The organism is Streptomyces lincolnensis (genome assembly GCF_021173675.1).
In the GTDB taxonomy this organism is placed as follows: domain Bacteria; phylum Actinomycetota; class Actinomycetes; order Streptomycetales; family Streptomycetaceae; genus Streptomyces; species Streptomyces lincolnensis_B.
On the sequence record NZ_JAIHON010000003.1, the window covers coordinates 45552 to 68448 of the forward strand.

General features: G+C 72.0%; 28 protein-coding genes. 18 read left to right on the forward strand and 10 right to left on the reverse strand.

The genetic code is table 11. From position 1 onward, the window contains the following. Window positions 1-82 precede the first annotated feature (82 nt). Genes K4B79_RS07370 through K4B79_RS07395 form a run of 6 tightly spaced genes read left to right on the forward strand, consistent with a single transcriptional unit; the run spans window position 83 to window position 3856 of the window. The gene (locus tag K4B79_RS07370) at window positions 83-277 is read left to right on the forward strand and encodes a hypothetical protein (RefSeq protein ID WP_232025487.1); all 195 of its coding nucleotides are present in this window, start codon (window positions 83-85) and stop codon (window positions 275-277) included. Beyond that, window positions 274-726, forward strand: a complete 453-nt coding sequence (locus K4B79_RS07375) for a monovalent cation/H+ antiporter complex subunit F (RefSeq protein WP_232025488.1) — start codon at window positions 274-276, stop codon at window positions 724-726. The genes K4B79_RS07370 and K4B79_RS07375 overlap by 4 nt, the downstream gene beginning before the upstream one ends. Continuing rightward, window positions 719-979, forward strand: a complete 261-nt coding sequence (locus K4B79_RS07380; protein WP_232025489.1) for a hydrogenase subunit MbhD domain-containing protein — start codon at window positions 719-721, stop codon at window positions 977-979. Before K4B79_RS07375 ends, K4B79_RS07380 begins: the two co-directional genes overlap by 8 nt. Then, the gene (mbhE, locus tag K4B79_RS07385) at window positions 976-1731 is read left to right on the forward strand and encodes a hydrogen gas-evolving membrane-bound hydrogenase subunit E (RefSeq protein WP_232025490.1); all 756 of its coding nucleotides are present in this window, start codon (window positions 976-978) and stop codon (window positions 1729-1731) included. Before K4B79_RS07380 ends, mbhE begins: the two co-directional genes overlap by 4 nt. Further along, window positions 1728-2087 (forward strand): sodium:proton antiporter, encoded by a 360-nt coding sequence (locus K4B79_RS07390; protein WP_232025491.1) that lies wholly within the window; start codon window positions 1728-1730, stop codon window positions 2085-2087. Before mbhE ends, K4B79_RS07390 begins: the two co-directional genes overlap by 4 nt. After that, entirely contained in the window at window positions 2087-3856 is a 1770-nt protein-coding gene (locus K4B79_RS07395; protein ID WP_232025492.1) for a complex I subunit 5 family protein, read from the forward strand. The genes K4B79_RS07390 and K4B79_RS07395 overlap by 1 nt, the downstream gene beginning before the upstream one ends. On the opposite strand, the gene K4B79_RS07400 is transcribed toward K4B79_RS07395, so the two are convergent. Then, window positions 3857-4519, reverse strand: a complete 663-nt coding sequence (locus K4B79_RS07400) for a DUF4230 domain-containing protein (RefSeq protein ID WP_232025493.1) — start codon at window positions 4517-4519, stop codon at window positions 3857-3859. It abuts the gene before it with no gap. 144 nt (window positions 4520-4663) lie between these two features. On the opposite strand from K4B79_RS07400, the gene K4B79_RS07405 reads away from it, so the two are divergent. From K4B79_RS07405 to tuf, 3 genes are all read left to right on the forward strand, one after another. Next, window positions 4664-5854, forward strand: a complete 1191-nt coding sequence (locus tag K4B79_RS07405; RefSeq protein WP_232025494.1) for a cytochrome P450 — start codon at window positions 4664-4666, stop codon at window positions 5852-5854. Window positions 5855-6136: 282 nt separating this feature from the next. Then, window positions 6137-7090, forward strand: a complete 954-nt coding sequence (locus tag K4B79_RS07410) for a ribose-phosphate diphosphokinase (protein WP_232025495.1) — start codon at window positions 6137-6139, stop codon at window positions 7088-7090. 55 nt (window positions 7091-7145) lie between these two features. Beyond that, window positions 7146-8339, forward strand: coding sequence for an elongation factor Tu (tuf, locus tag K4B79_RS07415; RefSeq protein ID WP_232025496.1), 1194 nt, complete (start codon window positions 7146-7148; stop codon window positions 8337-8339). Between the two features lie 29 nt (window positions 8340-8368). On the opposite strand, the gene K4B79_RS07420 is transcribed toward tuf, so the two are convergent. Both K4B79_RS07420 and K4B79_RS07425 read right to left on the reverse strand, forming a co-directional pair. After that, on the reverse strand, window positions 8369-8749 hold the full coding sequence (locus K4B79_RS07420) for an anti-sigma factor antagonist (protein ID WP_232025497.1): 381 nt from the start codon (window positions 8747-8749) through the stop codon (window positions 8369-8371). 211 nt (window positions 8750-8960) lie between these two features. Continuing rightward, entirely contained in the window at window positions 8961-9398 is a 438-nt protein-coding gene (locus tag K4B79_RS07425; RefSeq protein WP_232025498.1) for a MarR family winged helix-turn-helix transcriptional regulator, read from the reverse strand. Between the two features lie 103 nt (window positions 9399-9501). Here K4B79_RS07425 and K4B79_RS07430 point away from each other — a divergent pair, with 103 nt between their 5' ends. Together K4B79_RS07430 and K4B79_RS07435 are read left to right on the forward strand one after the other, a co-directional pair. Beyond that, entirely contained in the window at window positions 9502-10953 is a 1452-nt protein-coding gene (locus K4B79_RS07430; protein WP_232025499.1) for an aldehyde dehydrogenase family protein, read from the forward strand. Between the two features lie 40 nt (window positions 10954-10993). Continuing rightward, the gene (locus K4B79_RS07435; protein ID WP_232025500.1) at window positions 10994-12100 is read left to right on the forward strand and encodes an NAD(P)-dependent alcohol dehydrogenase; all 1107 of its coding nucleotides are present in this window, start codon (window positions 10994-10996) and stop codon (window positions 12098-12100) included. Between the two features lie 29 nt (window positions 12101-12129). Here the strand turns inward: K4B79_RS07435 and K4B79_RS07440 are convergent, their stop codons facing one another. Next, the gene (locus tag K4B79_RS07440; protein ID WP_232025501.1) at window positions 12130-13080 is read right to left on the reverse strand and encodes an NADP-dependent oxidoreductase; all 951 of its coding nucleotides are present in this window, start codon (window positions 13078-13080) and stop codon (window positions 12130-12132) included. Window positions 13081-13151: 71 nt separating this feature from the next. Here K4B79_RS07440 and K4B79_RS07445 point away from each other — a divergent pair, with 71 nt between their 5' ends. Further along, complete coding sequence (locus K4B79_RS07445) at window positions 13152-14114, forward strand: GlxA family transcriptional regulator (protein ID WP_232025502.1); 963 nt, start codon at window positions 13152-13154, stop codon at window positions 14112-14114. A 62-nt stretch (window positions 14115-14176) separates the two neighbouring features. Next, window positions 14177-15037, forward strand: a complete 861-nt coding sequence (locus K4B79_RS07450) for a hypothetical protein (RefSeq protein WP_232025503.1) — start codon at window positions 14177-14179, stop codon at window positions 15035-15037. 13 nt (window positions 15038-15050) lie between these two features. On the opposite strand, the gene K4B79_RS07455 is transcribed toward K4B79_RS07450, so the two are convergent. Continuing rightward, on the reverse strand, window positions 15051-15614 hold the full coding sequence (locus K4B79_RS07455) for a TetR/AcrR family transcriptional regulator (RefSeq protein ID WP_232025504.1): 564 nt from the start codon (window positions 15612-15614) through the stop codon (window positions 15051-15053). Next, complete coding sequence (locus K4B79_RS07460) at window positions 15611-15973, reverse strand: DUF1304 domain-containing protein (RefSeq protein ID WP_232025505.1); 363 nt, start codon at window positions 15971-15973, stop codon at window positions 15611-15613. Before K4B79_RS07460 ends, K4B79_RS07455 begins: the two co-directional genes overlap by 4 nt. A gap of 211 nt (window positions 15974-16184) precedes the next feature. On the opposite strand from K4B79_RS07460, the gene K4B79_RS07465 reads away from it, so the two are divergent. After that, window positions 16185-16577 carry a VOC family protein gene (locus K4B79_RS07465; protein ID WP_232025506.1) on the forward strand — a complete coding sequence of 131 codons (393 nt, stop codon included), beginning with the start codon at window positions 16185-16187 and terminating at the stop codon, window positions 16575-16577. A 105-nt stretch (window positions 16578-16682) separates the two neighbouring features. Here the strand turns inward: K4B79_RS07465 and K4B79_RS07470 are convergent, their stop codons facing one another. After that, window positions 16683-16979 (reverse strand): DUF4235 domain-containing protein, encoded by a 297-nt coding sequence (locus K4B79_RS07470; protein WP_232025507.1) that lies wholly within the window; start codon window positions 16977-16979, stop codon window positions 16683-16685. Window positions 16980-17017: 38 nt separating this feature from the next. After that, the gene (locus tag K4B79_RS07475; protein ID WP_232025508.1) at window positions 17018-18037 is read right to left on the reverse strand and encodes a glutathione S-transferase family protein; all 1020 of its coding nucleotides are present in this window, start codon (window positions 18035-18037) and stop codon (window positions 17018-17020) included. A gap of 145 nt (window positions 18038-18182) precedes the next feature. On the opposite strand from K4B79_RS07475, the gene K4B79_RS07480 reads away from it, so the two are divergent. After that, window positions 18183-19103 carry a cation diffusion facilitator family transporter gene (locus tag K4B79_RS07480; protein ID WP_374208446.1) on the forward strand — a complete coding sequence of 307 codons (921 nt, stop codon included), beginning with the start codon at window positions 18183-18185 and terminating at the stop codon, window positions 19101-19103. A gap of 61 nt (window positions 19104-19164) precedes the next feature. Here the strand turns inward: K4B79_RS07480 and K4B79_RS07485 are convergent, their stop codons facing one another. Beyond that, entirely contained in the window at window positions 19165-19614 is a 450-nt protein-coding gene (locus K4B79_RS07485; RefSeq protein ID WP_232025510.1) for a nitroreductase family deazaflavin-dependent oxidoreductase, read from the reverse strand. A 242-nt stretch (window positions 19615-19856) separates the two neighbouring features. Here K4B79_RS07485 and K4B79_RS07490 point away from each other — a divergent pair, with 242 nt between their 5' ends. After that, window positions 19857-21056 (forward strand): cytochrome P450, encoded by a 1200-nt coding sequence (locus tag K4B79_RS07490; protein ID WP_232025511.1) that lies wholly within the window; start codon window positions 19857-19859, stop codon window positions 21054-21056. Window positions 21057-21081: 25 nt separating this feature from the next. Beyond that, on the forward strand, window positions 21082-21282 hold the full coding sequence (locus K4B79_RS07495; RefSeq protein WP_232026213.1) for a ferredoxin: 201 nt from the start codon (window positions 21082-21084) through the stop codon (window positions 21280-21282). Here K4B79_RS07495 and K4B79_RS07500 read toward each other — a convergent pair. Next, the gene (locus K4B79_RS07500) at window positions 21257-22159 is read right to left on the reverse strand and encodes a sigma-70 family RNA polymerase sigma factor (protein ID WP_232025512.1); all 903 of its coding nucleotides are present in this window, start codon (window positions 22157-22159) and stop codon (window positions 21257-21259) included. The two genes, K4B79_RS07495 and K4B79_RS07500, sit on opposite strands and share 26 nt — an antisense overlap. Before the next feature lie 66 nt (window positions 22160-22225). Here K4B79_RS07500 and K4B79_RS07505 point away from each other — a divergent pair, with 66 nt between their 5' ends. Beyond that, window positions 22226-22897, forward strand: a complete 672-nt coding sequence (locus K4B79_RS07505; protein WP_232025513.1) for an FMN-dependent NADH-azoreductase — start codon at window positions 22226-22228, stop codon at window positions 22895-22897.

Below are 22897 nucleotides of genomic sequence, written 5' to 3' on the forward strand. Positions count from 1 at the left end.
GCGCGCGCCGCCACCACCCCCGCGCGGGGCGGTGTTTGGATGGCGCCACTCATGAGCCCGCACGTGAGCAGGGAGGTGGCGCATGACCCCGCGAGCAGCCATGCGTACGACACTCCGCGCCGCGGCCGAGTTCCTGGCCTGGTGGACCGGGCTCGCCGTGCTGTGGCTGATCCTCATCAGCGCCGTGGGCCCCCTGGAACTGGCGGTCGGCGCGACCGTCGCCGCCCTGGGGGCACTCGCCGCCCGCGCCGCCCGGCGGGCGGTGACCGGACGGTGAACGGCTGGATCCTCGCCGCGACCGTCGCCCTGGGCGCGGGTGCGGGAGCCACCCTGTGGGGCGTCGCCACCGGCCCGCTGCGCCGCCGGGTCGTCGCCCAGAACCTCTCCACCGCCCTGGCCTGCCTCGTCCTGCTGCTGCTCGCGCAGGGCTACGACCGTCCCTCCTACGTCGATCTCGCCCTGGTCCTCGCCCTGCTGGGCCCCGTCGGCACCCTGGTCTTCGCCCGGCTGCTCGCCGACGACCTCGCCGAGGATCCGCCGCGCGCCTGGGGACCCACCTACCTGGTCGTGGGCGCCGGCGCGGCCGTCGTGACGGCACTGTGCGTGGCCACCGGTCCCAGCCGCGCGTCGGCCAAGCTCCTGGTCGTCGGAGCGCTGCTGATCGGCGGGAACGTCGTCGCCTCCCGCGCGCTGTCCGGCGGGTTCTCAGGGCTGCGCCGTGGCTGACGCGGTGATCATCGTCGCGCTGCTGCTGGTCGCCGCGGCCGCGACCACGGCGGTCCTGGTCCGCGACCCGGTACGCCAGGCCCTGGTCCTGGCCGTCCTCGGCGTGCTCCTCGCGGTGCTGTTCACGACGCTCCAGGCACCCGACGTCGGCCTGTCGCAGTTGGCGGTGGGCTCCGCGCTCACCCCGCTGTTGCTGCTGCTGACGGTGCGCAAGGTCAGGCGGCGCGGGCGGAAGGAGGGCCCACGTCGGTGAACCGGCGCATCCGGCTGTGGCTCGTGGCCGTGGCGGGGACCGCACTGGCCGCCCTGCTCGTCGCCGCCTGCCTGGACCTTCCGGACTTCGGCGGGGACCGCCACCCCTACGGCGACCGGGCCGTGGACGCGTCCCTCGCCCGGCACACCGCCAACACCGTCGCCTCCGTCAACTTCGACCAGCGGGCCTTCGACACCCTCGGCGAGCTGACCGTCCTCTTCGCGGCCGTCGTGGGCTGCGTGGTCCTGCTCCGCCAGACCCGCGACGAACACCGCGCCCGGCCCGAACCCGAGCCCGTGGCCCGCCCGGTCCGCCGCTACGCCCTCGCCGTGCTGCCGGTCGCCCTGCTCACCGGCCTGTACGTGATCGCCCACGGGCAGCTCAGCCCGGGCGGCGGCTTCCAGGGCGGAGTCGTCGCCGCGACCGCCCTGCACCTGCTCTACCTGGGCGCCGACTACCGCGCCCTGGAACGCGTCCGACCGCTCGGCCTGTACGAGGCCGGTGACGCGGTCGCCGTCTCCGCGTACCTCGTCACCGGCCTCGCCGGCCTGATCGGCGCCACCGCGTTCCTCGCCAACACGCTGCTGCCGTACGGCACGTTCAACACGCTGTCCTCCGGCGGCACCGTGCCCCTGCTCAACGCGGCCGTCGGCATGGAGGTCGCCTGCGCGGTCGTCGTGCTGCTCGCCCGCTTCCTGGACCAGGCCGTCGAGATCGAGGACCCCACCGGGAAGGGGAGCGGAACACCATGACCGCCGTGACACACGTCCTGCCGTACCTGGTCGCCGTATGGATCTTCCTGATCGGCTGCTACGGCCTGGCCACCAGCCGGAACCTGATCCACGCGGTCGGCTGCCTCTCCGTCTGCCAGGCCGCCACCTACGTGCTGCTGCTGGCCGTCGGCTACCGCGACGGCGCCACCGCGCCGGTGTTCTCCGACGTGGAACCGGGATCGCGGCCCGTGGTCGACCCGGTGGTGCAGGCGCTGGCGCTGACCGATGTCGTGGTCGGCGCCACGGTCACCGCCCTGCTGCTCGCCCTCGTCGTGCAGGTCGCCAAGCGGCACGGCACCGTCGACCCCGACGAACTCTCCGAGCTGCGCGGCTGATGGACGACCTGCTGCCGCTCCTCGTCGCCCTGCCGCTGCTCGGGGCCGCCGTGCTGGTGGCCGGCGGCCGTCTCGTGCCCCGGCTGGTCGCCGAGTCCGTGGCCTGTGCCGTCTCGGCTGGCACGGCCGCGCTCGCGCTCGTGCTGCTCCTGAACTGCTCGCCGCCCATGGTCGAGTGGGCCGGCGGCTGGGTGCCCGTGAACGGACGGAGCGTCGGCATCGTCCTGGTCGGGGACGGCCCCGGGCTCGGCATGGCCGCGCTCGCCTCGCTGCTGACACTGGCCGCCCTGGCATACTCCTGGCGCTACTTCGACGAACCGCCGCGCGGCCACGCCGGGTCCTTCCCCGCGCTGGTGCTGCTCTTCCAGGCCGGCATGTGCGGGTTCGCGCTCGCGGGCGACCTGTTCAACGCGTTCGTGTGGTTCGAGCTGATGAGCGTCGTCGCCTACGCGCTCACCGGCCACCGGGTCGAGGAGGCCCGGGCCGTGCAGGGCGCGCTGACCTTCGCGGTCGTCAACTCGCTGGGCGCCTACTGCCTGCTGATGGGCATCGCGCTGCTGTACGCCCGGACCGGCGAGCTCGCCATGACGCAGATCGGGCGGGGCCTGGACCGCGCGGCCGGACCGGACGGGCCCGACGTGCTCGTGCTCGCCGCGTTCGTCCTCGTCCTGACCGGACTGCTGGTCAAGGCCGCCGCCGTCCCCTTCCATTTCTGGCTCCCCGACGCGCACGCCGTCGCCCCCACCCCCGTGTGCATGGTGCTGTCCGGGGTCATGGTCGAACTCGGCGCCTACGGTGTGTGGCGGGTGTACGGCACCGTGTTCGCCGGGCCGGGCGGGATCCCGGCCGCCGACTTCGAACGGGCGCTGACGGTGCTCGGCGCGCTGACCGCGGCGGTCGGCGCGATCCTGTGCTGGTACCAGCGGCACCTCAAACGACTGCTGGCCTACTCCACGGTCGCCCACATGGGTCTCTTCCTCCTCGGCATCGGCGTCCTGAAGCCCGAGGCCGACGACGGGATCGCCCTGTACCTGCTCGGCCACGCCGGAGTGAAGGCCGCCCTGTTCGCCTGCGCGGGCATCCTCCTGGACCGCTACGGCAGCGTCGACGAGCACGCGCTGCGCGGGCGGGCCCGCGAACTGCGCGGTGTCGCCGTGCTGTTCACCCTCGGCGCCCTGGGGCTGGCCGGGCTGCCGCCCTTCGGGACGGCGCTCGGCAAGTCGATCACGGAGGAGGCGGTGGGCGGTCCGCTGACCGTGCTGTACGTCCTCGCCACGGCCGTCACCGCCGGGGCGGTGCTGCGGGTCGCCGCCCGGGTCTTCCTCGGCCTCGGCCCGCCGCCCGAGAACGGCGACGCCTATGAGACGACCGGCTCCGGCGAGCGGCCCGAGACCCGTCACCGGCTGGGCCGGATCCCCGACTCCATGAAGGCGGTCCCCGCGGTGCTGCTCGCCGGAGTCCTGGCCGTCGGAGTGGGACCCGGCTTCGCCGACGTGGTCGCCCACGCCGTGAACGAAGCCGGGTCCGGCGGCGTCCTCGTCGCCTCCGTGCACTGGACCCCGGCAGGGATCCTGCTCGGCCTGGCCTCGACCGCGCTGGCCGTGGGCCTCGCGGCCGTGGCCGTCACCCGCCCGAAACTGCTCGCACCGGCCTGGGCGCTGCCGCTGCGGCGCCTGCAGTCCGGCCACGTCGGGGACTACGTGGCCTGGCTGCTGGTGGGCGCCGCCGTGCTCGGCGCCCTGGCGCTGCCGGGTGTCCTCGGCTCCTGATCAGGTGCCGTACTTGACGTTCACCACCTTGAAGCCGAGGGAGCGCAGCAGCCCTTCGAGCATGTTCGTGGTGTTGATCTCGGCGCGTTTGGTCAGTTCGCTCTCCTTCGCCGCCTCGCCGATGTGCCGCACCGCCAGCTTCTGGACGGCCTGTTCGCCGTTGGGGTTGTCGGAGAACAGGTCGGTCAGGCGGTCCAGGAGACCGCGCTGCTTGGAGACCGCGTAGGAGCGGTCGACGTCCAGGGAGGCCTTGCCGAGCTGCGCGTGCGGCAGCAGCAGCGTGGCCGACGTACGGTCGCCGTTGACCGTCACGTCGTTCTTGCCGACCTTGCCGAGGTCGACGTAGGCGTCGACGGAACCCGCCCCGATGTACAGGGTGCGGGAGCCGCGGATCGCGTCGGGCAGGTACTTGGTGTCCTTCTCCAGGTCCACCACGACCTGGAAATTGCCGGAGGCGGCGTCGTAACGGCTGATGTCCTGGATGGACTGGAGCAGTGCGGGGCCGGAACGGTCGTGTGTCTCCGTGCCGAACAGGTCCTTCAGACCGGGCAGCACACTCAGCCGGATCCCGGCGAAGAACACGACGAGCACCAGTACCACGGCACTCACCGCCTTCGCCCAGCCGGGCATGCGCCTGGACATGCGCCTGATGGGAGTCGTCATGCGACGGCCCTCCTTCCTACCCGTTCGAATGCCCCCACAAGAGCCTTGCCAGACCGCCTCGTTGGCCGATCCGTACCGCTGACGGGAGCAGGCGGGGCGCACTAGCGTGGACCACCCGCACTTCCGGCGCGTCTGGAGACCCGGATGAGCACCGACAGCACCGCACGCCCCCTGTGCCCCATGCACCACGTCGCCTTCCCCGAGTCCGGCCCGCCCCGGCCCGGCACCCTCGCCACCGGCACTCCGGTCTGGCTGGTGACCCGGTACGCCGAGGTGCGCCAGGTCCTCATGGACCCCCGCTTCGACCGGCGCTCCCTGAAGGCCGACGACGCGCCGCCGCTGCTCGTCGTACCGAACCTGCTGGACACCCCGGAGGGCCTGCTCAACCAGGACGGTCCCGCCCATCAACGGCTGCGCGGCACCGTCCAGCGGGCGTTCACCCCACGCGCGATCGCCCGCTGGCGGCCCTGGGTGGCCTCCGTGGTGGAGTCCCTGCTCGACGACCTGGCGCGGCGGCCGCGACCGGCCGACATCATCGAGGGGTTCACCCGCCCCCTGCCGGTCTCGGTGATCTCCCGGCTGATGGGGCTCGACCACGCGGACTGGGACCGCATCCGCGACTGGGCCGACCACGCCCTGTCCGGCGGGGCGCACACCGCGGACGAGGTCGGCAGGGCGATGCTGGAGTTCGGGGTGTTCTGCGCCGACCTCGTCGCCGAGCGGCGCAAGGACCCCGGCGACGACCTGGTCAGCGGGCTGGTGGCGGCGGGCGACGGCCTCGGCATCGACGAACGGCAGCTGATCGTCCTGGTCCTGGGCCTGGTGGTGGCCGGGCACGAGACCACCATGACCGCCCTCGGCAACATCGTCGTCCACCTCCTCACCGACGGGCGGGACGCCTGGCCGCGGCTCGCCGAGGACGAGGAGACCGCGGCCACCGCCGTCGAGAACCTGCTGCGCACGGTCCCGCTCAGCGAGGGCCGGGTGCTGCCCGGCCTGATCCGCCGCGCCGTCGAGGACGTCGAACTCGGCGGCGTGAGCATCCCGGCGGGCGCGGTCGTCGCCGTCCAGACCAACTCCGCCAACCGGGACCCTGAGGTCTTCCCGTCCGGCCCCGCCGACCTGTTCACACCTCCGAGCGCGCCGACCGTGGTCTTCGGCGCCGGCCCGCACCACTGCCTGGGCGCCTGGCTCGCCCGCCTGGAACTGGGCCTCGCCCTGCACCGCCTGGCCGTCCGCTTCCCGGACCTCAAGGCCGAGTTCACCCCCGGGACCATCGAGTGGCGGGAGGGCCAGATGACCCGCAGCCCGCGCCGGCTGCCCGTGTCGTGGTGATGACAACCGGACCTGGTGCGGCTTGAGTTCACGGTCACCGGAAGGACGTGACCACCACACTCCCTCTCCGTGCGTGAGCCCGGGCAGCCGCAGCTCGACCTCGCACACCCGCCGGGCCGCCAGTCACGGCCGCCAGGGCGTCCAGCGGCACCTCCGTCCAGGCCTGACGGGAGGTGGGACGAGCACCGCCGTCATGGCGCGCCCCCTCGGTCGGTCCGCAACCGGTTTTCGGGCCCGTAGCATGAGCCCCGGCAGCCGGAATGATCATGCGAGGAGCAGATCGTGCGAGACATCGCCGTGTTCAGCGGGAGTGCCCACCCCGAGCTGGCCCAGGAGGTCTGCGCGCATCTGGAGGTGCCGCTCAGCCCCACCCGGGTCAGCCGGTTCGCCAACGACTGCCTGGAGGTGCAGCTCCAGGCGAACTGCCGGGAGCGGGACGTCTTCCTGATCCAGCCGCTGGTGAAGCCGGTCCAGGAGCACCTCGTGGAGCTGCTGCTGATGTGCGACGCGGCACGCGGGGCCTCGGCCGGACGGATCACCGTCGTCATGCCGCACTACTCCTACGCCCGCTCCGACAAGAAGGACGCGCCCCGTATCTCCCTGGGCGGGCGGCTGGTCGCGGACCTGATGGTGGCGGCCGGCACGAGCCGGGTGCTGGCCATGACCCTGCACTCGCCCCAGGTCCACGGCTTCTTCTCGGTGCCGGTCGACCACCTGCACGCGCTGCGCGAACTCGCCGCGCACTTCCGGCAGTACGACCTCTCGCGCACCACGGTCGTCTCGCCCGACCTCGGCAACGCCAAGGAGGCCGCCGCGTTCGCCCGCATGATCGGCGCCCAGGTGGCCGCGGGCGCCAAACAGCGGTTCGCGGACGACCGGGTCAACATCAACTCCGTCATCGGCGAGGTCACCGGACGGGACGTGATCGTGCTGGACGACGAGATCGCCAAGGGCTCCACCGTCCTGGAGCTCCTCGACCGGCTGCGCGAGCTGGGGCCGCGCTCGATCCGGGTCGCCTGCACGCACGGACTGTTCGCCGCCGGGGCCCTGAAGCGGATCGGCGAGCAGCCGGACGTCCTGGAGATCGTGTGCACCAACACCGTGCCCGTGCCCGAGGAGGAGCGCACCGACAAGCTGCGGATCCTGACCGTCGCCCCGGCGCTCGCCGAGGCGGTACGCCGGATCCACAACGGTGAGTCCGTCAGCGCCCTGTTCGACGCGCCGCGAACCGAATAGACAGGAAGGAGCACACCACGGCTCGGCATCACCCGGATGCTCAGGAGGGCTCGCAGTGGCCAAGGCGAAGTTCGAGCGGACCAAGCCGCACGTGAACATCGGGACCATCGGTCACATCGACCACGGCAAGACGACGCTCACGGCGGCCATCACGAAGGTGCTGCACGACCGGTTTCCCGACCTGAACCCGTACACGCCCTTCGACCAGATCGACAAGGCGCCCGAGGAGCGGCAGCGGGGGATCACCATCTCGATCGCCCACGTCGAGTACCAGACGGAACGCCGGCACTACGCGCACGTGGACTGCCCCGGGCACGCGGACTACATCAAGAACATGATCACCGGTGCCGCCCAGATGGACGGCGCGATCCTGGTCGTGGCGGCCACCGACGGGCCGATGCCGCAGACCAAGGAGCACGTCCTGCTGGCCCGGCAGGTGGGCGTGCCGTACATCGTCGTCGCCCTCAACAAGACGGACATGGTCGACGACGAGGAGATCCTGGAACTCGTCGAGCTGGAGGTCCGCGAGCTGCTGAGCGAGTACGAGTTCCCCGGCGACGACCTGCCCGTCGTCAAGGTCTCGGCGCTGAAGGCCCTGGAGGGCGACGCGGAGTGGACCGAGTCGGTGCTGCGCCTCCTGGACGCGGTGGACGAGTCGGTCCCGGAGCCGGTGCGGGACGTCGACCGGCCGTTCCTGATGCCGATCGAGGACGTCTTCACGATCACCGGACGCGGCACGGTCGTCACCGGCCGGATCGAGCGCGGCACGCTGCACGTCAACAAGGAGGTCGAGGTCATCGGCATCCACGAGACGAAGACCCGGACGACCGTGACCGGCATCGAGATGTTCCGCAAGTTCCTCGACGAGGGCCGGGCGGGCGAGAACGTCGGACTGCTGCTGCGCGGGGTGAAGCGGGACGAGGTCGAACGCGGCCAGGTGGTGATCCAGCCCGGCTCGGTCACCCCGCACAAGGTGTTCGAGGCGCGGGCCTACATCCTGTCCAAGGACGAGGGCGGCCGGCACACGCCGTTCTTCGACAATTACCGCCCCCAGTTCTACTTCCGCACGACCGATGTGACGGGCGTGGTCACCCTGCCCAAGGGCACCGAGATGGTCATGCCGGGCGACAACACCACCATGAACGTCGAGCTGATCCAGCCCGTCGCCATGGAGGAGGGGCTGAAGTTCGCCATCCGCGAGGGCGGGCGGACGGTCGGCGCCGGCCAGGTCACCAGGATCCTCGCGTAGGACGGCTCACCCGGACGGCACGGCGCGGGTCACACCGTGCCGGACGTGGTCTCGGACGGGTCGAGGGCCGCGTCCAGCGTCGGCATCGGCGGCAGCAGCCGGGCCAGGCCGGTCACCCGCAGGACGCGCAGGGTGAGCGGGTGCGTGCAGACCAGGGACAGCCGTCCGCCCCGGTCGAGCACCCGGCCGCGGGCGCGGTAGAGCAGGCGCAGTCCCGAGCAGTCGAAGAACTCCACACGGCTGAGGTCGATCACCAGGCGCGCGTCCGGCCGCCCCGTGACCCGGTCGAGGTAGGGGAGGATCTCCATGGCCGCGGCGATGTCGATCTCCCCGCGGAACTCCAGGACGGTGTGGCCCCGGTCCTCGCGGACGCGCAGATGCCGGGTGAACGGTGTCGGTTCCTGCTGCACTGCGACATCGCCTCCTACCGGCTCCGCCAGCGACAGGGGGTGCAGGTCACCGGGGTCCGGGGTGACGGCGTCCTGCGAGCGTAGACGCCTACCCGTGCCCCGAGTACATGCAAAACCGTTCCCCGCCCTGCAAGTTACCCTCGATGGAGTGAATTTGAGCATGTTCGATTGACATATGTCTGTGAATTTCACCTGAGAACTCGCGGCGGTTTTACGACAGGGCCTGCCAGGCCTTGGTCAGCGCCTGCCGCAGCTGCTCGGCCTGGTGTGCCGTGAGGTCGCGCACCATGCGCTCCTCCAGCTCCCGTACCGGCCCCGCGTGCTCCGCGAGCAGCTCACGGCCCGCGTCCGACAGCAGGATCAGCAGCTCCCGGCGGTTGCGGGGATTGCGCTCCCGGCGGATGAGTCCGCGGTTCTCCAGGGACCGGACGAGATCGGCGATCGACTGGGCCGTGACGAACGAGTCGCGCGCCAGCTGGGCGGCCGACAGCCCGTCGTGCCGCTCCAGGACCGTGAGCGCGGTGTACTGCAGCGCCGTGATCCCGGACGGTCTGACCAGCTCGTCCAGGTGGGATCGCACGACCAGCTCCACCTGTTTCACCATGTAGAGGAGGGAAGGGGTCGTCTTGGTTTCCTGGGCGTCGAGCATGGGTTCAGGCTAGAGCATTGACAGGAAACCTGTCTGTAAAGAGACTGCGAACCAACAGGAATCCTGTTGGTTGAAATCTTGGCGACGATGCTGAGGAGCGGTGATGACCACCATCGAGATCGAACCCGGACGGCTGTTCATCGGGGGCCAGTGGCGCGAGGCCGCCGACGGAGCGCGCACCGAGGTGGTCGACCCGTCCCGGGGCGTGGTCGTCACCACCGTCGCCGAGGCGGGCGCCGCCGACGTGGACGCCGCCGTCCGCGCCGCCCGCGAGGCCTTCGACAGCGGCGCCTGGTCCGGACTGAGCGGCCGGGAGCGGGGCCGGATACTGCACCGCGTGGCCCAGCTGATCAGGGAGAACGCCGACGAGATCGCCCGGCTGGAGAGCCTGGACGTCGGCAAGCCGATCTCGCTGTGCCACGCCGTCGACGTCACGAACGCGGCCAACGACTACGAGTACTTCGCCGCCCTCGCCCACACCCTCGACGGCGCCGTCCGGGACACGCCCATGAACGCGCTCGCGTATACGAAGCGCGAGCCGCTCGGGGTGGTCGCCGCGATCACGCCCTTCAACTTCCCGCTGATCCTGGCCGGCTCCAAGATCGGCCCCGCACTCGCGGCCGGCAACACCGTCGTGCACAAGCCCGCCGACGAGACCCCCCTCAGCGCCCTCTACATGGCCCGGCTGCTGACCGAGGCGGGCGTCCCCGACGGTGTGGTCAACGTGGTCACCGGCACCGGACCGGTGGCCGGCGAGGCGCTGCTGCGCCACCACGGGGTCGACAAGGTCGCCTTCACCGGCTCCACCGCCATCGGCCGCCATGTGGCCGGCACCGCCGGAGAGGGCCTCAAGCCGGTCACCGTGGAGCTCGGCGGCAACGCCGCCCACATCGTCTTCGAGGACGCCGACCTGGAGAAGGCGGTCGGCGCGATCATCAAGGCCTTCGTCTTCAACACCGGCCAGTTCTGCATGGGCGGCCCCCGCCTGCTGGTCTCCCGCCCCGTCCACACCACCCTGCTCGGCATCCTCGCCGACGCGGTGCCCGGCGTACCGGTCGGCGATCCGCGCGATCCCGGCACCGTCGTCGGACCGATGGCGGGGGAGAAGCACCTGAAGAAGGTCGAGGAGTACGTCGACCTGGCCCGCAAGGAGGGCGGCCGGATCGTCTGCGGCGGGGAGCGGCTCGACCTCGACGGCTACTACTACAAGCCCACCGTGATCGCCGACCTCTCCAACGACTCCCGTGTCGTCCAGGAGGAGATCTTCGGCCCGGTTCTCACCGTGCAGCCCTTCGACACCGAGGACGAGGCGGTCGCCCTGGCCAACTCCACCCCGTACGGCCTCGCCTCGGGCATCCAGACCTCCAACCTGGCCCGCGCCCACCGCATCGCCGACCGGCTCCAGGCGGGCATCGTCTGGATCAACGACTGGGCGATGCTCGACCCGGCGGTGCCCTTCGGCGGCGTCAAGGACTCCGGCTTCGGTCGCGAGTACGGCCCCGAGGCGCTCGCCGCGTACACCAGGGTCAAGTCCGTCGTCGTCTCGCTCGGCTGAGCGCGCCCGAACCAGCTTCAGAACCAAGGGAGTTCGTACGATGTCCATCACCACCCGCGCCGCCGTGGTCGAGTCCGGCGGCGCACCCTTCACCCTCTCCGACGTCGTCCTCGACGAGCCCGGGCCCCACGAGGCGGTCGTCCGGATGGTCGCCGCCGGTCTGTGCCACACCGACCTCGGCGTGGCGAGCGGCGGACTGCCCTTCCCGCTGCCCGGGGTCCTCGGGCACGAGGGCGCGGGCGTCGTCGAGGCCGTCGGATCCGCCGTCACCGGCATCGCCCCCGGCGACCACGTCGTGCTGTCCTTCACCTCCTGCGGCGCGTGCCGCAACTGCGACGGCGGCCACCCGGCGTACTGCTCCACCTGGCTGCCGCTGAACCTCATCGGCGGCCGCCGGGCCGACGGCACCAGCCCGATCAGCCGTGCCGGGGAGCCGCTGGGAGGCCACTTCTTCGGCCAGTCCTCGTTCGCCGAGCGGGCGGTGGTGAACGACAGAAGCCTGGTCAAGGTCGACACCGACGTACCGCTGGAGTCGATCGCCCCGCTCGGCTGCGGGGTGCAGACCGGCGTCGGCGCCGTGTGGAACGTGCTGAAGCCGGCCACCGGCTCCACCATCGTGGTCCTGGGCGCCGGAGCCGTCGGCCTGTCCGCGGTGATGGCCGCCGCCCTCACTCCGGCCACCACCGTCGTCGCCGTCGACCGGGTGGGCGAACGCCTGTCGCTGGCCAAGGAGCTGGGCGCCACCCACACCGTCGACGCGGGCGAAAGGGACCTCGCCGAGGCCCTGGCGGAGATCACCGGCGGCCGGGGCGCGGACGGTGTCGTGGAGACCACGGGCAACGTCGGTGTCCTGCGCCAGGGCGTGGACGCGCTCGCCGCCCGCGGCACCCTGGTCGTCGTCGGCGCCCCGCCCTTCGGCACCGAGGTCGCCCTGGACGTCAACGGACTGCTCGGCGGCAAGCAGGTCGTCGGTCTCACCCTCGGCGACGCCGAGACACAGTCCTTCATCCCCGCCCTGGTCGAGCTCGTCAAGGACGGGCGCCTCCCGTTGGACCGCCTGATCAGCACCTACCCCTTCGCGGACATCGAGCAGGCGGTGCGGGACATGCGCGCGGGCAAGGCCATCAAGCCCGTCCTGACGTTCTGACCCGAGCTGCTGTTCCGACTCGGACGTCCTCAGTCGACGGTCAGGACCAGCTTCCCCGTGGTCCGGCCGGTGTCGCCCAGCGCATGCGCCTCGGCGGCATCGGCCAACGGGAAGGTACCGGCGATCGCGGGGCGCAGCTTCCCCGCCTCCACCAGCTCCGCGATCGCCTTCATACCGGCCCGGTCGGCGTCCACCAGGACGAACTGGACCCGGACACCGAGCCGTTCGGCCTCCTCGTGCACCTCGGGACCCGTGCCCGGAAGGATCGACACCACCACTCCACCCGGACGCAGCACCCGCAGTGAGCGCAGCGCGTGATCGCCGCCCATGGTGTCCAGGACCACGTCGACGTCCTTGACGGCCTCGGCGAAGTCGGACTCCCGGTAGTCGATCACCTCGTCCACGCCCAGCTCCCGCAGGAACGCGTGCTTGCCCGAGCTGGCGGTGCCGATCACATACGCCCCGCGGGCCTTGGCGATCTGGACGGCCACATGGCCGACACCACCGGCCGCCGCATGGATCAGCACCCGCTGCCCCGGCTGGAGATCGGCATGCTCCACGAGGGCCTGCCAGGCGGTCAGCGACACCAGGGGAAGGGCCCCGGCCCCGACATGGTCGATTCCGGCGGGCTTGGGCACCAGGGCGCGCGCCGGGGCGATGACGTACTCGGCGTGCGAACCGGCACCGTAGGGGTAGGGCAGCATCCCGAAGACCTCGTCCCCGACCGTGAAGTCCGAGGCGCCGAACCCGGTCGCCTCGACCACGCCCGAGACGTCCCAGCCCAGGACGAACGGGGGCTCACCGAGGAAGATCCCGAGGGCCCGGTGCTTCCAGTCGGTGGGGTTGAGCCCGGCCGCCCGCACCCGGACCAGTACCTCGTTCGCCCGCGGTTCGGGCCGCTCCAGCTCCACTTCCCGCAGTACCTCGGGACCCCCGAGGATGTCCTGACTGATGGCTCGCATCGTGTTCTCAGTGCTCATGGTCACAGAGCCTGCCCGGCCCCGCCCGCCCGGGAAATGGCATGAAGGCCATCATTCGATAGGATCGTGCCATGCGTGGGACGAGCGGTGCGGAACGGGTCGTGGTGCTGGCCCTGGACGGGGTCTACCCCTTCGAACTGAGTATCCCCAGCCGGATCCTCGGCGCCGCCGACGGCCGGTACGAGGTCCTGACCTGCACGGTCGACGGCCGTCCGGTGCGCACCAGCTCCGACTTCACCGTCGGTGTCGAGCACGGACCCGAGCTCCTCGCCACCGCCGACACGGTGGTGATCGCGCCGATCGCGCCCGACCGGATGCCCCCCACCTCGCTCCCCGAGGAGGTCCGGGCCGCCCTGGCGCTGATCCGGCCCGAGGCACGCATCGTCTCCATCTGCACCGGCGCCTTCGTCCTGGCGGCGGCCGGGCTCCTCGACGGCCGCCGGGCCACCACGCACTGGCAGCTCGCCGGCCACTTCCGGCGCCTCTTCCCGCACATCGACCTCGACCCGGACGTCCTCTTCGTCGACGACGGCCGGATCCTCACCTCCGCCGGGGCCGCCTCCGGAGTGGACGTCTGCCTGCACCTGGTCCGCAAGGACCACGGCAGCGAACTCGCCAACGCCGTGGCCCGCCGCTGTGTCGTCCCGCCGTTCCGGGACGGCGGCCAGGCGCAGTACATCGAACAGCCGGTCCCCGAGCGGGGCGCCGCCGGCACGGCCGCGACCCGTGCCTGGGCCCTCGAACGCCTCCACGAGCCGCTCACCCTGGCCGACCTCGCCGCCCACGCCCGGATGAGTCTGCGCACCTTCGCCCGCCGCTTCAACGAGGAGGTGGGCCTGAGCCCCGGCCGCTGGCTGATCCAGCAGCGCGTCGCCCGGGCCCGCCACCTGCTGGAGGCCAGCGACCTGTCGGTGGACCACATCGCGGGCCAGGTCGGCTTCGCCACCGGCGCCTCCCTGCGCCAGCACCTGCACGCCGCGATCGGTGTCTCTCCCCAGGCCTACCGGCGCACGTTCCAGGCGGCCGGACGCTGAACGTTCCGGGGCGCCGGAGCGTCGGAGGAGCGGAACAGCGGTCGGTGATCAGGGGGCGGGGTATGCGCGCAGGGGTCGGGGCGGTGGCGGTGGCGGTGCTGGTGGCCATGGCGGTCGTGGGGTGCGGGGAGGGCATCGACGAGGACATGGTCGTCGCGGGGGAGCCCCCGGCCGCGCCGTACGGCGGACCGCTGTACCTGCCCATGAAGGAGGTGGACGAGAGCGGCGAGCGGGCCGTGCTCACCCGGTCGGGCGCCGCGGGACGGGCGCTGGAGTGCGAGGGCGAGGCCTACGCGGGCAGCAGCGGCGAGGAGTGGAGCCGGGCGGACGCGGGGGAGAGCCCCGAGGAGGGCCTGAAGGCGTACTTCGACATGGAGCAGCCGGAGGTCCCGCGCACCGGATACCGTCTGGAGGCCGAGCGGGACGGCCGGGTGCTGTACTCCTTCGACGTGAACGGCAGGACCAAGGTCGCCGTCGTCGTCGCCGAGGACCGGAAGGGCAGACCGGGGTGGGGCCCGGAGGCGAGCGCCTCGTGCGACCCGGCCGAACTCCCCGCGAGCTTCACCGACTCCTGGGGGACCGAGATCTGGACCGACGCGACCGGGAAGCGGATCCCCGTCACCACGGTGCACAGCTCCCTCGGCCCCGAGCACTGCGACTGGCAGAGCGCCCGCATGCTGCACCTGGGCCGGGGCCGGAACGCCGAGCAGTTCGTCCGCGATCCCGAGGGCGTGTTCGAGCGGGACTTGCTCACCGGCCCGTACGACGGTGACGTCCGGATGCCCGACGACGCCCGCGACACCGGATACCGCCTGGACGACCGGGAGTTGTGGCTGACCGACGACCGTACGACGGCGTACGTCCGTACTCCCGACGGCGTGGAGGCATGGCCCCGGACGAAGGACGTGATCGCCTGTATGTGAGGGACCGCAGGCGTCACCGGCTCGCGTGCAGCGCCACCAGCAACTGCCAGACCTGGTCGGCTATGTGAGCGGGTTCCGCGTCGAGCAGGCCGTGCAGCCAGTCGGCCAGTACCCCCGCGAACGTGGCGGCCACCGCCGACGCCACCAGCGGCGCGTCGGCGGCCCCCGCGAGTTCGCGCTCGCGCAGGCTGTACGCCCGCAGGTCCCGGTGCAGCACCCGCCCCAGCGGACCGCCGCCGCCCGGACTCAGCAGCGCCCGGTACAGCCCCGCGTGCGGGGTGAGCGAGGCGAAGAACTCCGCCAGCGCGGGCGGCGCGTGCACCGGGTCGGGCCGGCCGCGCCAGGCGTGCAGCGCCTGAACCGCCTCCCGTACGACGTCCGCGCAGGCGTCGACCGCCAGGGCCTCCAGGCCGTCGTAGTGGACGTAGAACGTGGCCCGGCCGACCCCCGCCCGGCGGACCAGGGCGGCCACGCCGACCTCCGCCAGCGGCCGCTCGGCGCACTCCGCGAGCAGTGCCTCGCGCAGTCGCGCCCGGGTGCGGGCCGCGCGCGGGTCCTCGGCGGCGGGGCGGGTCACTGCGCGATCAGGACGGCGGCCAGGGCGAGCGCGCCCGGCAGGGCCTGTGCGAGGAGGATGCGGACGTTGGCGGTCACCGCCCCGTACACGCCTGCCACGATCACGCATGCCAGGAAGAACACCTGGGCGCGGAAGCCGGTCGGATCGGCGGCGACGAGGCCCCAGACGAGGCCGGCCGCGAGGAAGCCGTTGTAGAGGCCCTGGTTGGCGGCCATGGCGGCGGTGGCCTTCGCCATCTCCTGGTCGAACCCGTGGAAGGACATCCCCGGCTTCTTCTGCCACAGGAACATCTCCATCACCAGGATGTACGCGTGCAGTGCCGCCACCAGGCCGACCAGCACGTTCGCCAGGATCTCCATCAGGTTCTTCCTCTGTTGCTCGGGACGGGGTATTTCTTGGACGGGTGTCCATTATAACTGGACATCCGTCCAAGAAGCCCGTCGGGCCGGTGCCCGTCGGCTCGACGCGGCGGCGGCGCGGCCGGCCGACTGAATCGGCCGGGCCGGGATATCCGCTAGGTACAGGGCCGCGCGGCACGGACGCCTCGCGCCCGGACCTATCGGAGGAGACATGGCCTTGGTGAAAGCGGGCGTCGTCGTGCTCGACTGTGCCGAGCCGGAGAAACTCGCGGAGTTCTACAAGGAGTTGCTGGACGCGGAGCAGACGAACGAGAGCGCCAACCTGGTGGAGATCAGGGGCGCCGACGGGATCCGGCTGGCGTTCCGCCGTGATGTGAACGCGACACCGCCGAGCTGGCCCCGCCCCGAGAACGCGCTCCAGGTCCATCTGGACTTCGTGGTGGAGGAGTTGGACGAGGCTGAACGCAAGGTCATCGGCCTCGGTGGACGCGCGCTGGACACGAGGGACGCCACCGGCATCCACGAGGAACGTGGTTTCGCCGACCCGGCAGGGCACTCCTTCACCCTGCGGCTCATCCCGTCCACGGCACCGAAGCAGGGGTGAGGTGAACGAGGGGGGCTCGCAGCGCCGCGAGCCCCCCCCCGTGCCGTCGTCCGCCGTGCCGTCGTCAGGCCCGTGCCGCCGGTGTGGCCGGGCCGTCCGCCGTCGTCAGTCGCGGCCGCCCTTCTCCGAGGCGGGCCAGACCCCTGTCGAGCGTTCGATGGCCTTCGCCCCGGTGCGGTCCACCGCGCTGCGGACCACGGCGAAGATGGCGCCCTGGACCGCCGCGGCCAGCAGGATCTCTCCCCAGCCGCGATCCCGGTCCAGCGCGTCGGGGGCGTCCTCCTCGTGCCGTATCGCCATCCAGGTCTTGCGGAAGGCGAGCCCGGCCAGGGCGCCGCCCGCCCAGCCCAGGACGAAGCCGACGGGCTGGTAGGCGAGGGGCAGTTTCTTCTTCTTGGCCACGTGGATCTCCTCCATCGATGGGTGCGTTGCTCGCGCGTTCAGGGCCGTCCCCGTGCCGGGACCTCCTCGTCGGCCGGCACCGGCCCCGGCGGTGTCCCGTCGCCGAACGGCCGCCCGCCCAGTTCCTCGCGGTGGTGCGGCGACAGCCAGCCGGACAGATCGGGGCCGAGCGGCACGATGCCGGTCGGGTTGATGCCGGTGTGGACCTGGTGGTAGTGCCGTTTGATGTGGTCGAAGTCGACCGTGTCACCGAACCCGGGCGTCTGGTAGAGGTCGCGGACGTAGGCCCACAGCACCGGGTTCTCCGCCAGCTTCCAGCGGTTGCACTTGAAGTGGCCGTGGTAGACGGCGTCGAAACGGACCAGCGTGGTGAACAGCCGGATGTCCGCCTCGGTGATCGTGTCCCCGACCAGATAGCGCTGCCGGGCCAGCCGCGCGGTCAGCGCCTCCAGCCGCCGGAACACACCGGCGCACGCGGCCTCGTACTCCTCCTGGCCGGTGGCGAAGCCCGCCCGGTACACCCCGTTGTTGACGTCCTCGTAGACGTCCGCCATCACCGTGTCGATCTCGTCGCGCAGCGCCTGCGGATAGAGGTCGGGAGCCCCCGACCGGTGCAGGGCCGTCCACTCGGTGGCGAGGTCCAGGGTGAGCTGCTGGTAGTCGTTGGTGACCAGCTTCCCGCTGGGCACGTCCACCACCGCCGGCACGCTCACACCGCCCGGGTGGTCGCGCTCCCGCCGGTCGTAGGCCTCACTGAGGTGGTGGATGCCGAGGACGGGGTCACGGCCGTCCGGGTCGAGGGTGAAGCGCCAGCTGCGGTCGTCCTGGATCGGATCGGCGACGGCGAGGGAGAGGGCCTCCTCCAGACCGAGCAGCCGCCGGGAGACCAGCGAGCGGCTCGCCCACGGACAGGCACGGCTGACCACCAGGCGGTAGCGGCCCGCCTCCACCGGCCAGCCGTCCCGGCCGTCGGCGGTGATCCGGTCCGTGAAGTGGCTCTTGGACCGCTTGAACGCCTTCCTGCCGTAGGTGCTGTTGCCGTCGTCTCCGGCACTCATGTGTCCTCCCTGCGGTACGCCCTGGTGAACGCGTTCCCCGATTTCCGCCGACGGCACGGGGTGTGTCCCATCCCGCCGGGGGCAGTCGGCGGAGGTGACCGAGACATCTCCGCACCACAAGGCCGACCGCAGGACCCGCGTCACCGTGCTGGTGGCGCTCGCCGCCAACCTGCTGATCGCCGTGGCCAAGGCCGTCGGCGGACTGCTCGCCGGATCGCCCGCTCTGCTGTCGGAGGCCGCGCACTCCGTGGCCGACAGCATGAACGAGGTCTTCCTGCTCGCCGCGCTGCGCCGCAGCCGCCGTCCCGCCGACCGGCGCCACCCCTTCGGATACGGCAAGGAGCGGTTCTTCTGGTCGCTGCTCGCGGCCGTCGGGATCTTCGTGATGGGCGGCTGCTTCTCCTTCTTCCAGGGCTTCGAGGCGCTGCGGGGCGGCTCCGAGGAGAAGCTGAGCGGCTATGTGGCGGGTCTGGTGGTCCTGGGTGTCGCGCTGCTCGCCGAGGGCGGCTCGCTGCTCCGCGCCCTGTACCAGGCGCGCCGGCAGGGCCGGGGCGGTGACGGCCTGCGCGATCCCGCGCTGCGCACGGTGGTCGCCGAGGACGGCACCGCGGTGCTCGGCGTCACCCTCGCGATGGCCGGCATGGCGCTGCACATGGTGACCGGGCAGGTCGTGTGGGAGGCGTCCGCGTCCCTGGCGATCGGCGCGCTGCTCGTCTACGTCGCCTACCGGCTGGGACGCGAGGCCCGCGCCCAGCTGATCGGGGAGGCCGCGGATCCGGAGGCCAGCGGCAGGATCCGGGTGCTGCTGGACGCCCAGCCCGAGATCGACAGCGTGGAGGCGCTGTTCACGATGAAGATGGGGCTCGACGCGCTCCTGGTGGCCGCCCGCGTCGACCTGATGCCCGGTCTGGACAGCGAACGGGTCGAGGAGGTGGCCGTCCGCATCAAGCGGTCCCTCGCGAGCACGGTCCCGGAAGCGGACCAGATCTTCCTCGACGTCACCGACCGGCGCGCCGCGGAGGCACGAGAAAGCCCCGCCGCGACGGGGGAGCGCGGCGGGGCCTGAGGCTCGGGTGCCCGGTCGTCACGCGTCCATGCGCATCCGGGCGAAGATTTTTTCCGAGCCGTCAGTTCCCGTCCGCGGGCTCCAGCACGAAGACCGGGATGACCCGATCCGTCTTCTTCTGGTAGTCGGCGTACGCCGGGTAGGCCGCGACGGCACGCTCCCACCACTCGTCCTTCTCCGCCCCGGTGATCTCACGGGCGACCATGTCCCGTTTCGTGGGCCCGTCCTGGAGCTCCACAAGCGGTTCGGACTTGACGTTGTGGTACCAGACCGGATGCTTGGGCGCTCCGCCCAGCGAGGCGACGGCGGCGTAGCGCCCCTCGTGCTCGACCCGCATCACCGGCGTCTTGCGCAGCTTGCCGCTCTTGGCACCCTTGGTCGTCAACAGGACGACGGGCATGCCCGTGTCCATCAACGTCGTGCCCTTGGTACCGCCGGAGCTCTCGTACAACTCCACCTGGTCGCGCACCCACTGCTCGGGGCTGGGCTCGTACTCGCCCTCAAGAGGCATGTTTCATCCGTCCCATCGTCATCGACTACGGCTGACTCGTACCGAGTTCAACTTCGGCACGTGCGGTATCCATCCCTACCTTGTTTCCGGCCGTTCCCCAAAGGGTGCCGCCCGGCCATCGGCGTTCATCTCCGGCCAGTTTGCGTCCGCCACCGATCTGGCCGAACTTGTCGTCGCCCCATAGGTGCCCGGGGCATCTAATGAAGATCTGCACGACGCACTCTTCGTCTGCGAGGTCTTCCATGACGGAAACGCAACCCGTCGCCTTCCCCCAGGACCGGACCTGTCCCTACCACCCGCCCACCGGCTACGACCCTTTGCGCACCGATCGTCCGCTGAGCCGGATCACGCTCTTCGACGGCACTCCCGCCTGGATGGTCAGCGGTCACACCGCCGCCCGCGCCCTGCTGGCCGACCCGAGGCTGTCCACCGACCGGACCCACCCCCGGTTCCCCGCGATCACGGCCCGCTTCGCGGCGGTGCGGAACAAGCGCGCCGCGCTCCTCGGTGTCGACGATCCCGAGCACCGCGCCCAGCGGCGGATGATGATCCCCAGCTTCACACTGAAACGCGCCACCGAACTCCGGCCACGCATCCAGCAGGTCGTGGACGAGCGGCTCGACGCGATGATCGCGCAGGGACCGCCCGCCGAACTCGTGAGCGCCTTCGCGCTGCCCGTGCCGTCGACGGTGATCTGCGCCCTGCTCGGTGTCCCCTACGCGGACCACGACTTCTTCGAGGAGCAGTCCCGGCGGCTGCTGCGCGGCCCCGCGGGTGAGGACGTCATGGACGCCCGTGAGCAACTGGAGTCCTACTTCGACGCGTTGATCGACCAGAAGGACAAACAGCGGGAGCCCGGCGACGGCGTCCTGGACGAACTCGTCCACCAGCGGCTGCGCGAGGGCGAGATGGACCGCGAGGAGCTGATCGCCCTCGCGCTCATCCTGCTGGTCGCGGGACACGAGACCACCGCGAACATGATCTCGCTCGGCACCTACACCCTCCTCCGGCACCCCGACCGGCTGGCCGAGCTGCGCGGCGACCCCGCACTGCTGCCCACGGCGGTCGAGGAACTCATGCGGCTGCTGTCGATCGCCGACGGGCTGCTGCGGATGGCCACCGAGGACATCGAGGTGGCGGGCACGACGATCCGGGCGGGCGACGGCGTGGTCTTCGCGACCTCGGTCATCAACCGCGACGAGGACGTCTACCCCGATCCCGACAGCCTCGACTGGCACCGCCCGGCCCGCCACCACGTCGCGTTCGGCTTCGGCATCCACCAGTGCCTCGGCCAGAACCTGGCCCGCGCCGAGCTGGAGATCGCCCTGCGCAGCCTGTTCGAGCGGCTGCCCACCCTGCACCTGGCCGCCCCGGCCGACGAGATCCCCTTCAAGCCCGGCGACACCATCCAGGGGATGCTGGAACTCCCCGTGACCTGGTAAGAGGACCGAGGTCATGCACATCGACATGGACATCGACATCGACACCGACGTCTGTATCGGCGCGGGCCAGTGCGCCCTGGCCGCCCCTGGCGTCTTCACCCAGGACGACGACGGCTACAGCACCCTGGTGCCCGGCCGCCGGGACGGTGCCGGCGATCCCATGGTCCGCGAGGCGGCCCGCGCCTGCCCGGTCGGCGCCATCACGGTGTCCGAGACCGTGCGCTGACCGCCGGCAGGTCGAGGACACCCAGCCCGACCCGGCGCAGCCGCGCCGGGTCGGCGACCACGTCGTAGGCCGTGATCCGCCCGTCCGTCACCGTCACCGTCAGGGCGAGCAGCAGCCGCCCGCGCGGGGCGACGACGATGCCGGCGTCGCCGTCGACCAGGGCGAGGGCGGCGAACCGGGAGCGCTCGCGCAGTGCCAGGGTCCCCTCGGCCACCGCACGGGCGCCGCGCAGTTCGGCGGGTACCCCGGGCGGCAGGACGGCGGGGTCGGCCCGGCGGACCACGTCGGGGGCGAGCACGTCGAGCAGTCCGCCGAGGTCGCCGCCCCGCGCGGCGGCCAGGAAGGCCTCGACGACCCGGCGGTGCCGGTCGAGTTCGGCGTCCGGGACGGCGGGAGTGCCCCGGACCTTGTGCCGGGCCCGGCTGGCGAGCTTCTTCGCGGCCGGCACCGAGCGGTCCACCACCGCCGCGACCTGGTCGAAGGGCACGCCGAACAGGTCGTGCAGCACGAACGCGACCCGTTCGGCGGGGCCCAGCCGCTCCAGCACCACCAGGAGGGCGATGCTCACCGAGTCGCCGAGGACGGCCTCCTCCTCGGGGGCGTTCGCACCGGCCCGCTCCGGCACCTGCGGGCCGTACGGCTCCTCCCGCCGCGAGGCGCGCGAGCGGAGCATGTCCAGGCACACCCGGGAGACCACCGTCGTCAGCCAGCCCGCCAGGTTGTCGATGGAGTCGGCGTCCGTACGGCTCAGCCGCAGCCAGGTCTCCTGTACGGCGTCCTCCGCCTCCTCGGCCGAGCCCAGCACGCGGTGCGCCACCGCCCGCAGCCGCCCGCGCCGCTCCTCGAACCGCCGCGCCAGTTCGTCGTGCCCGTCCATCGGTCACCTTCCTCCCTCGTGCTCCGTCACCCCCCTGACGCATCCGACCTGATCGAGGTGACCGGCATGACCCTCCTGCACATCGACGCCAGCGCCGACACGGCCGCCGACTCCGTCAGCAGGCGCCTGACCGACCTGTTCGCCACCACCTGGCGGGCCCGCCGGCCGACGGCCGAGCACCGGTACCGCGACCTGTGCGCCGCCCCGGTCCCGCCGCTGACCCCGGCGTACACCACCCTCGGCCGCCGCGTGGAGCGCGCGGGCTTCGTCCCGCCGGACAAGGTCCCGGCGCTGATCGACCACGCCGCCGAGGAGCACGAGTGGCGGCTGACCCGCCCCCTGATCGACGACCTGCTCGCCGCGGACACCGTGCTGCTGGGGGTGCCGATGTACAACTTCTCCGTCCCCGCGTCCCTGAAGGCGTGGATCGACCGCGTCACCTTCCCCGGCGCGTACGCCGACCCCGACACCGGCGAGAGCCGGCTGAGGGACACCCGTGTGGTCGTGGTCATGGCGCGCGGCGGCGGGTACGGCCCCGGCACACCGCGCGAGCCGTACGACTTCCAGACGCCCTACCTCAGGGCCTACTTCGGCAACCTCGGAGTGCGCGGCACGCACTTCGTGGCCGCCGAACTGACCCTCGCCGGGCTGCTGCCGCACCTGGCGGGCGGGCAGGAACTCGCGGACCGTTCCCTCGACCGGGCCAGGGCCGAGGTGACGGCCCTGGCCGCCGGCTGA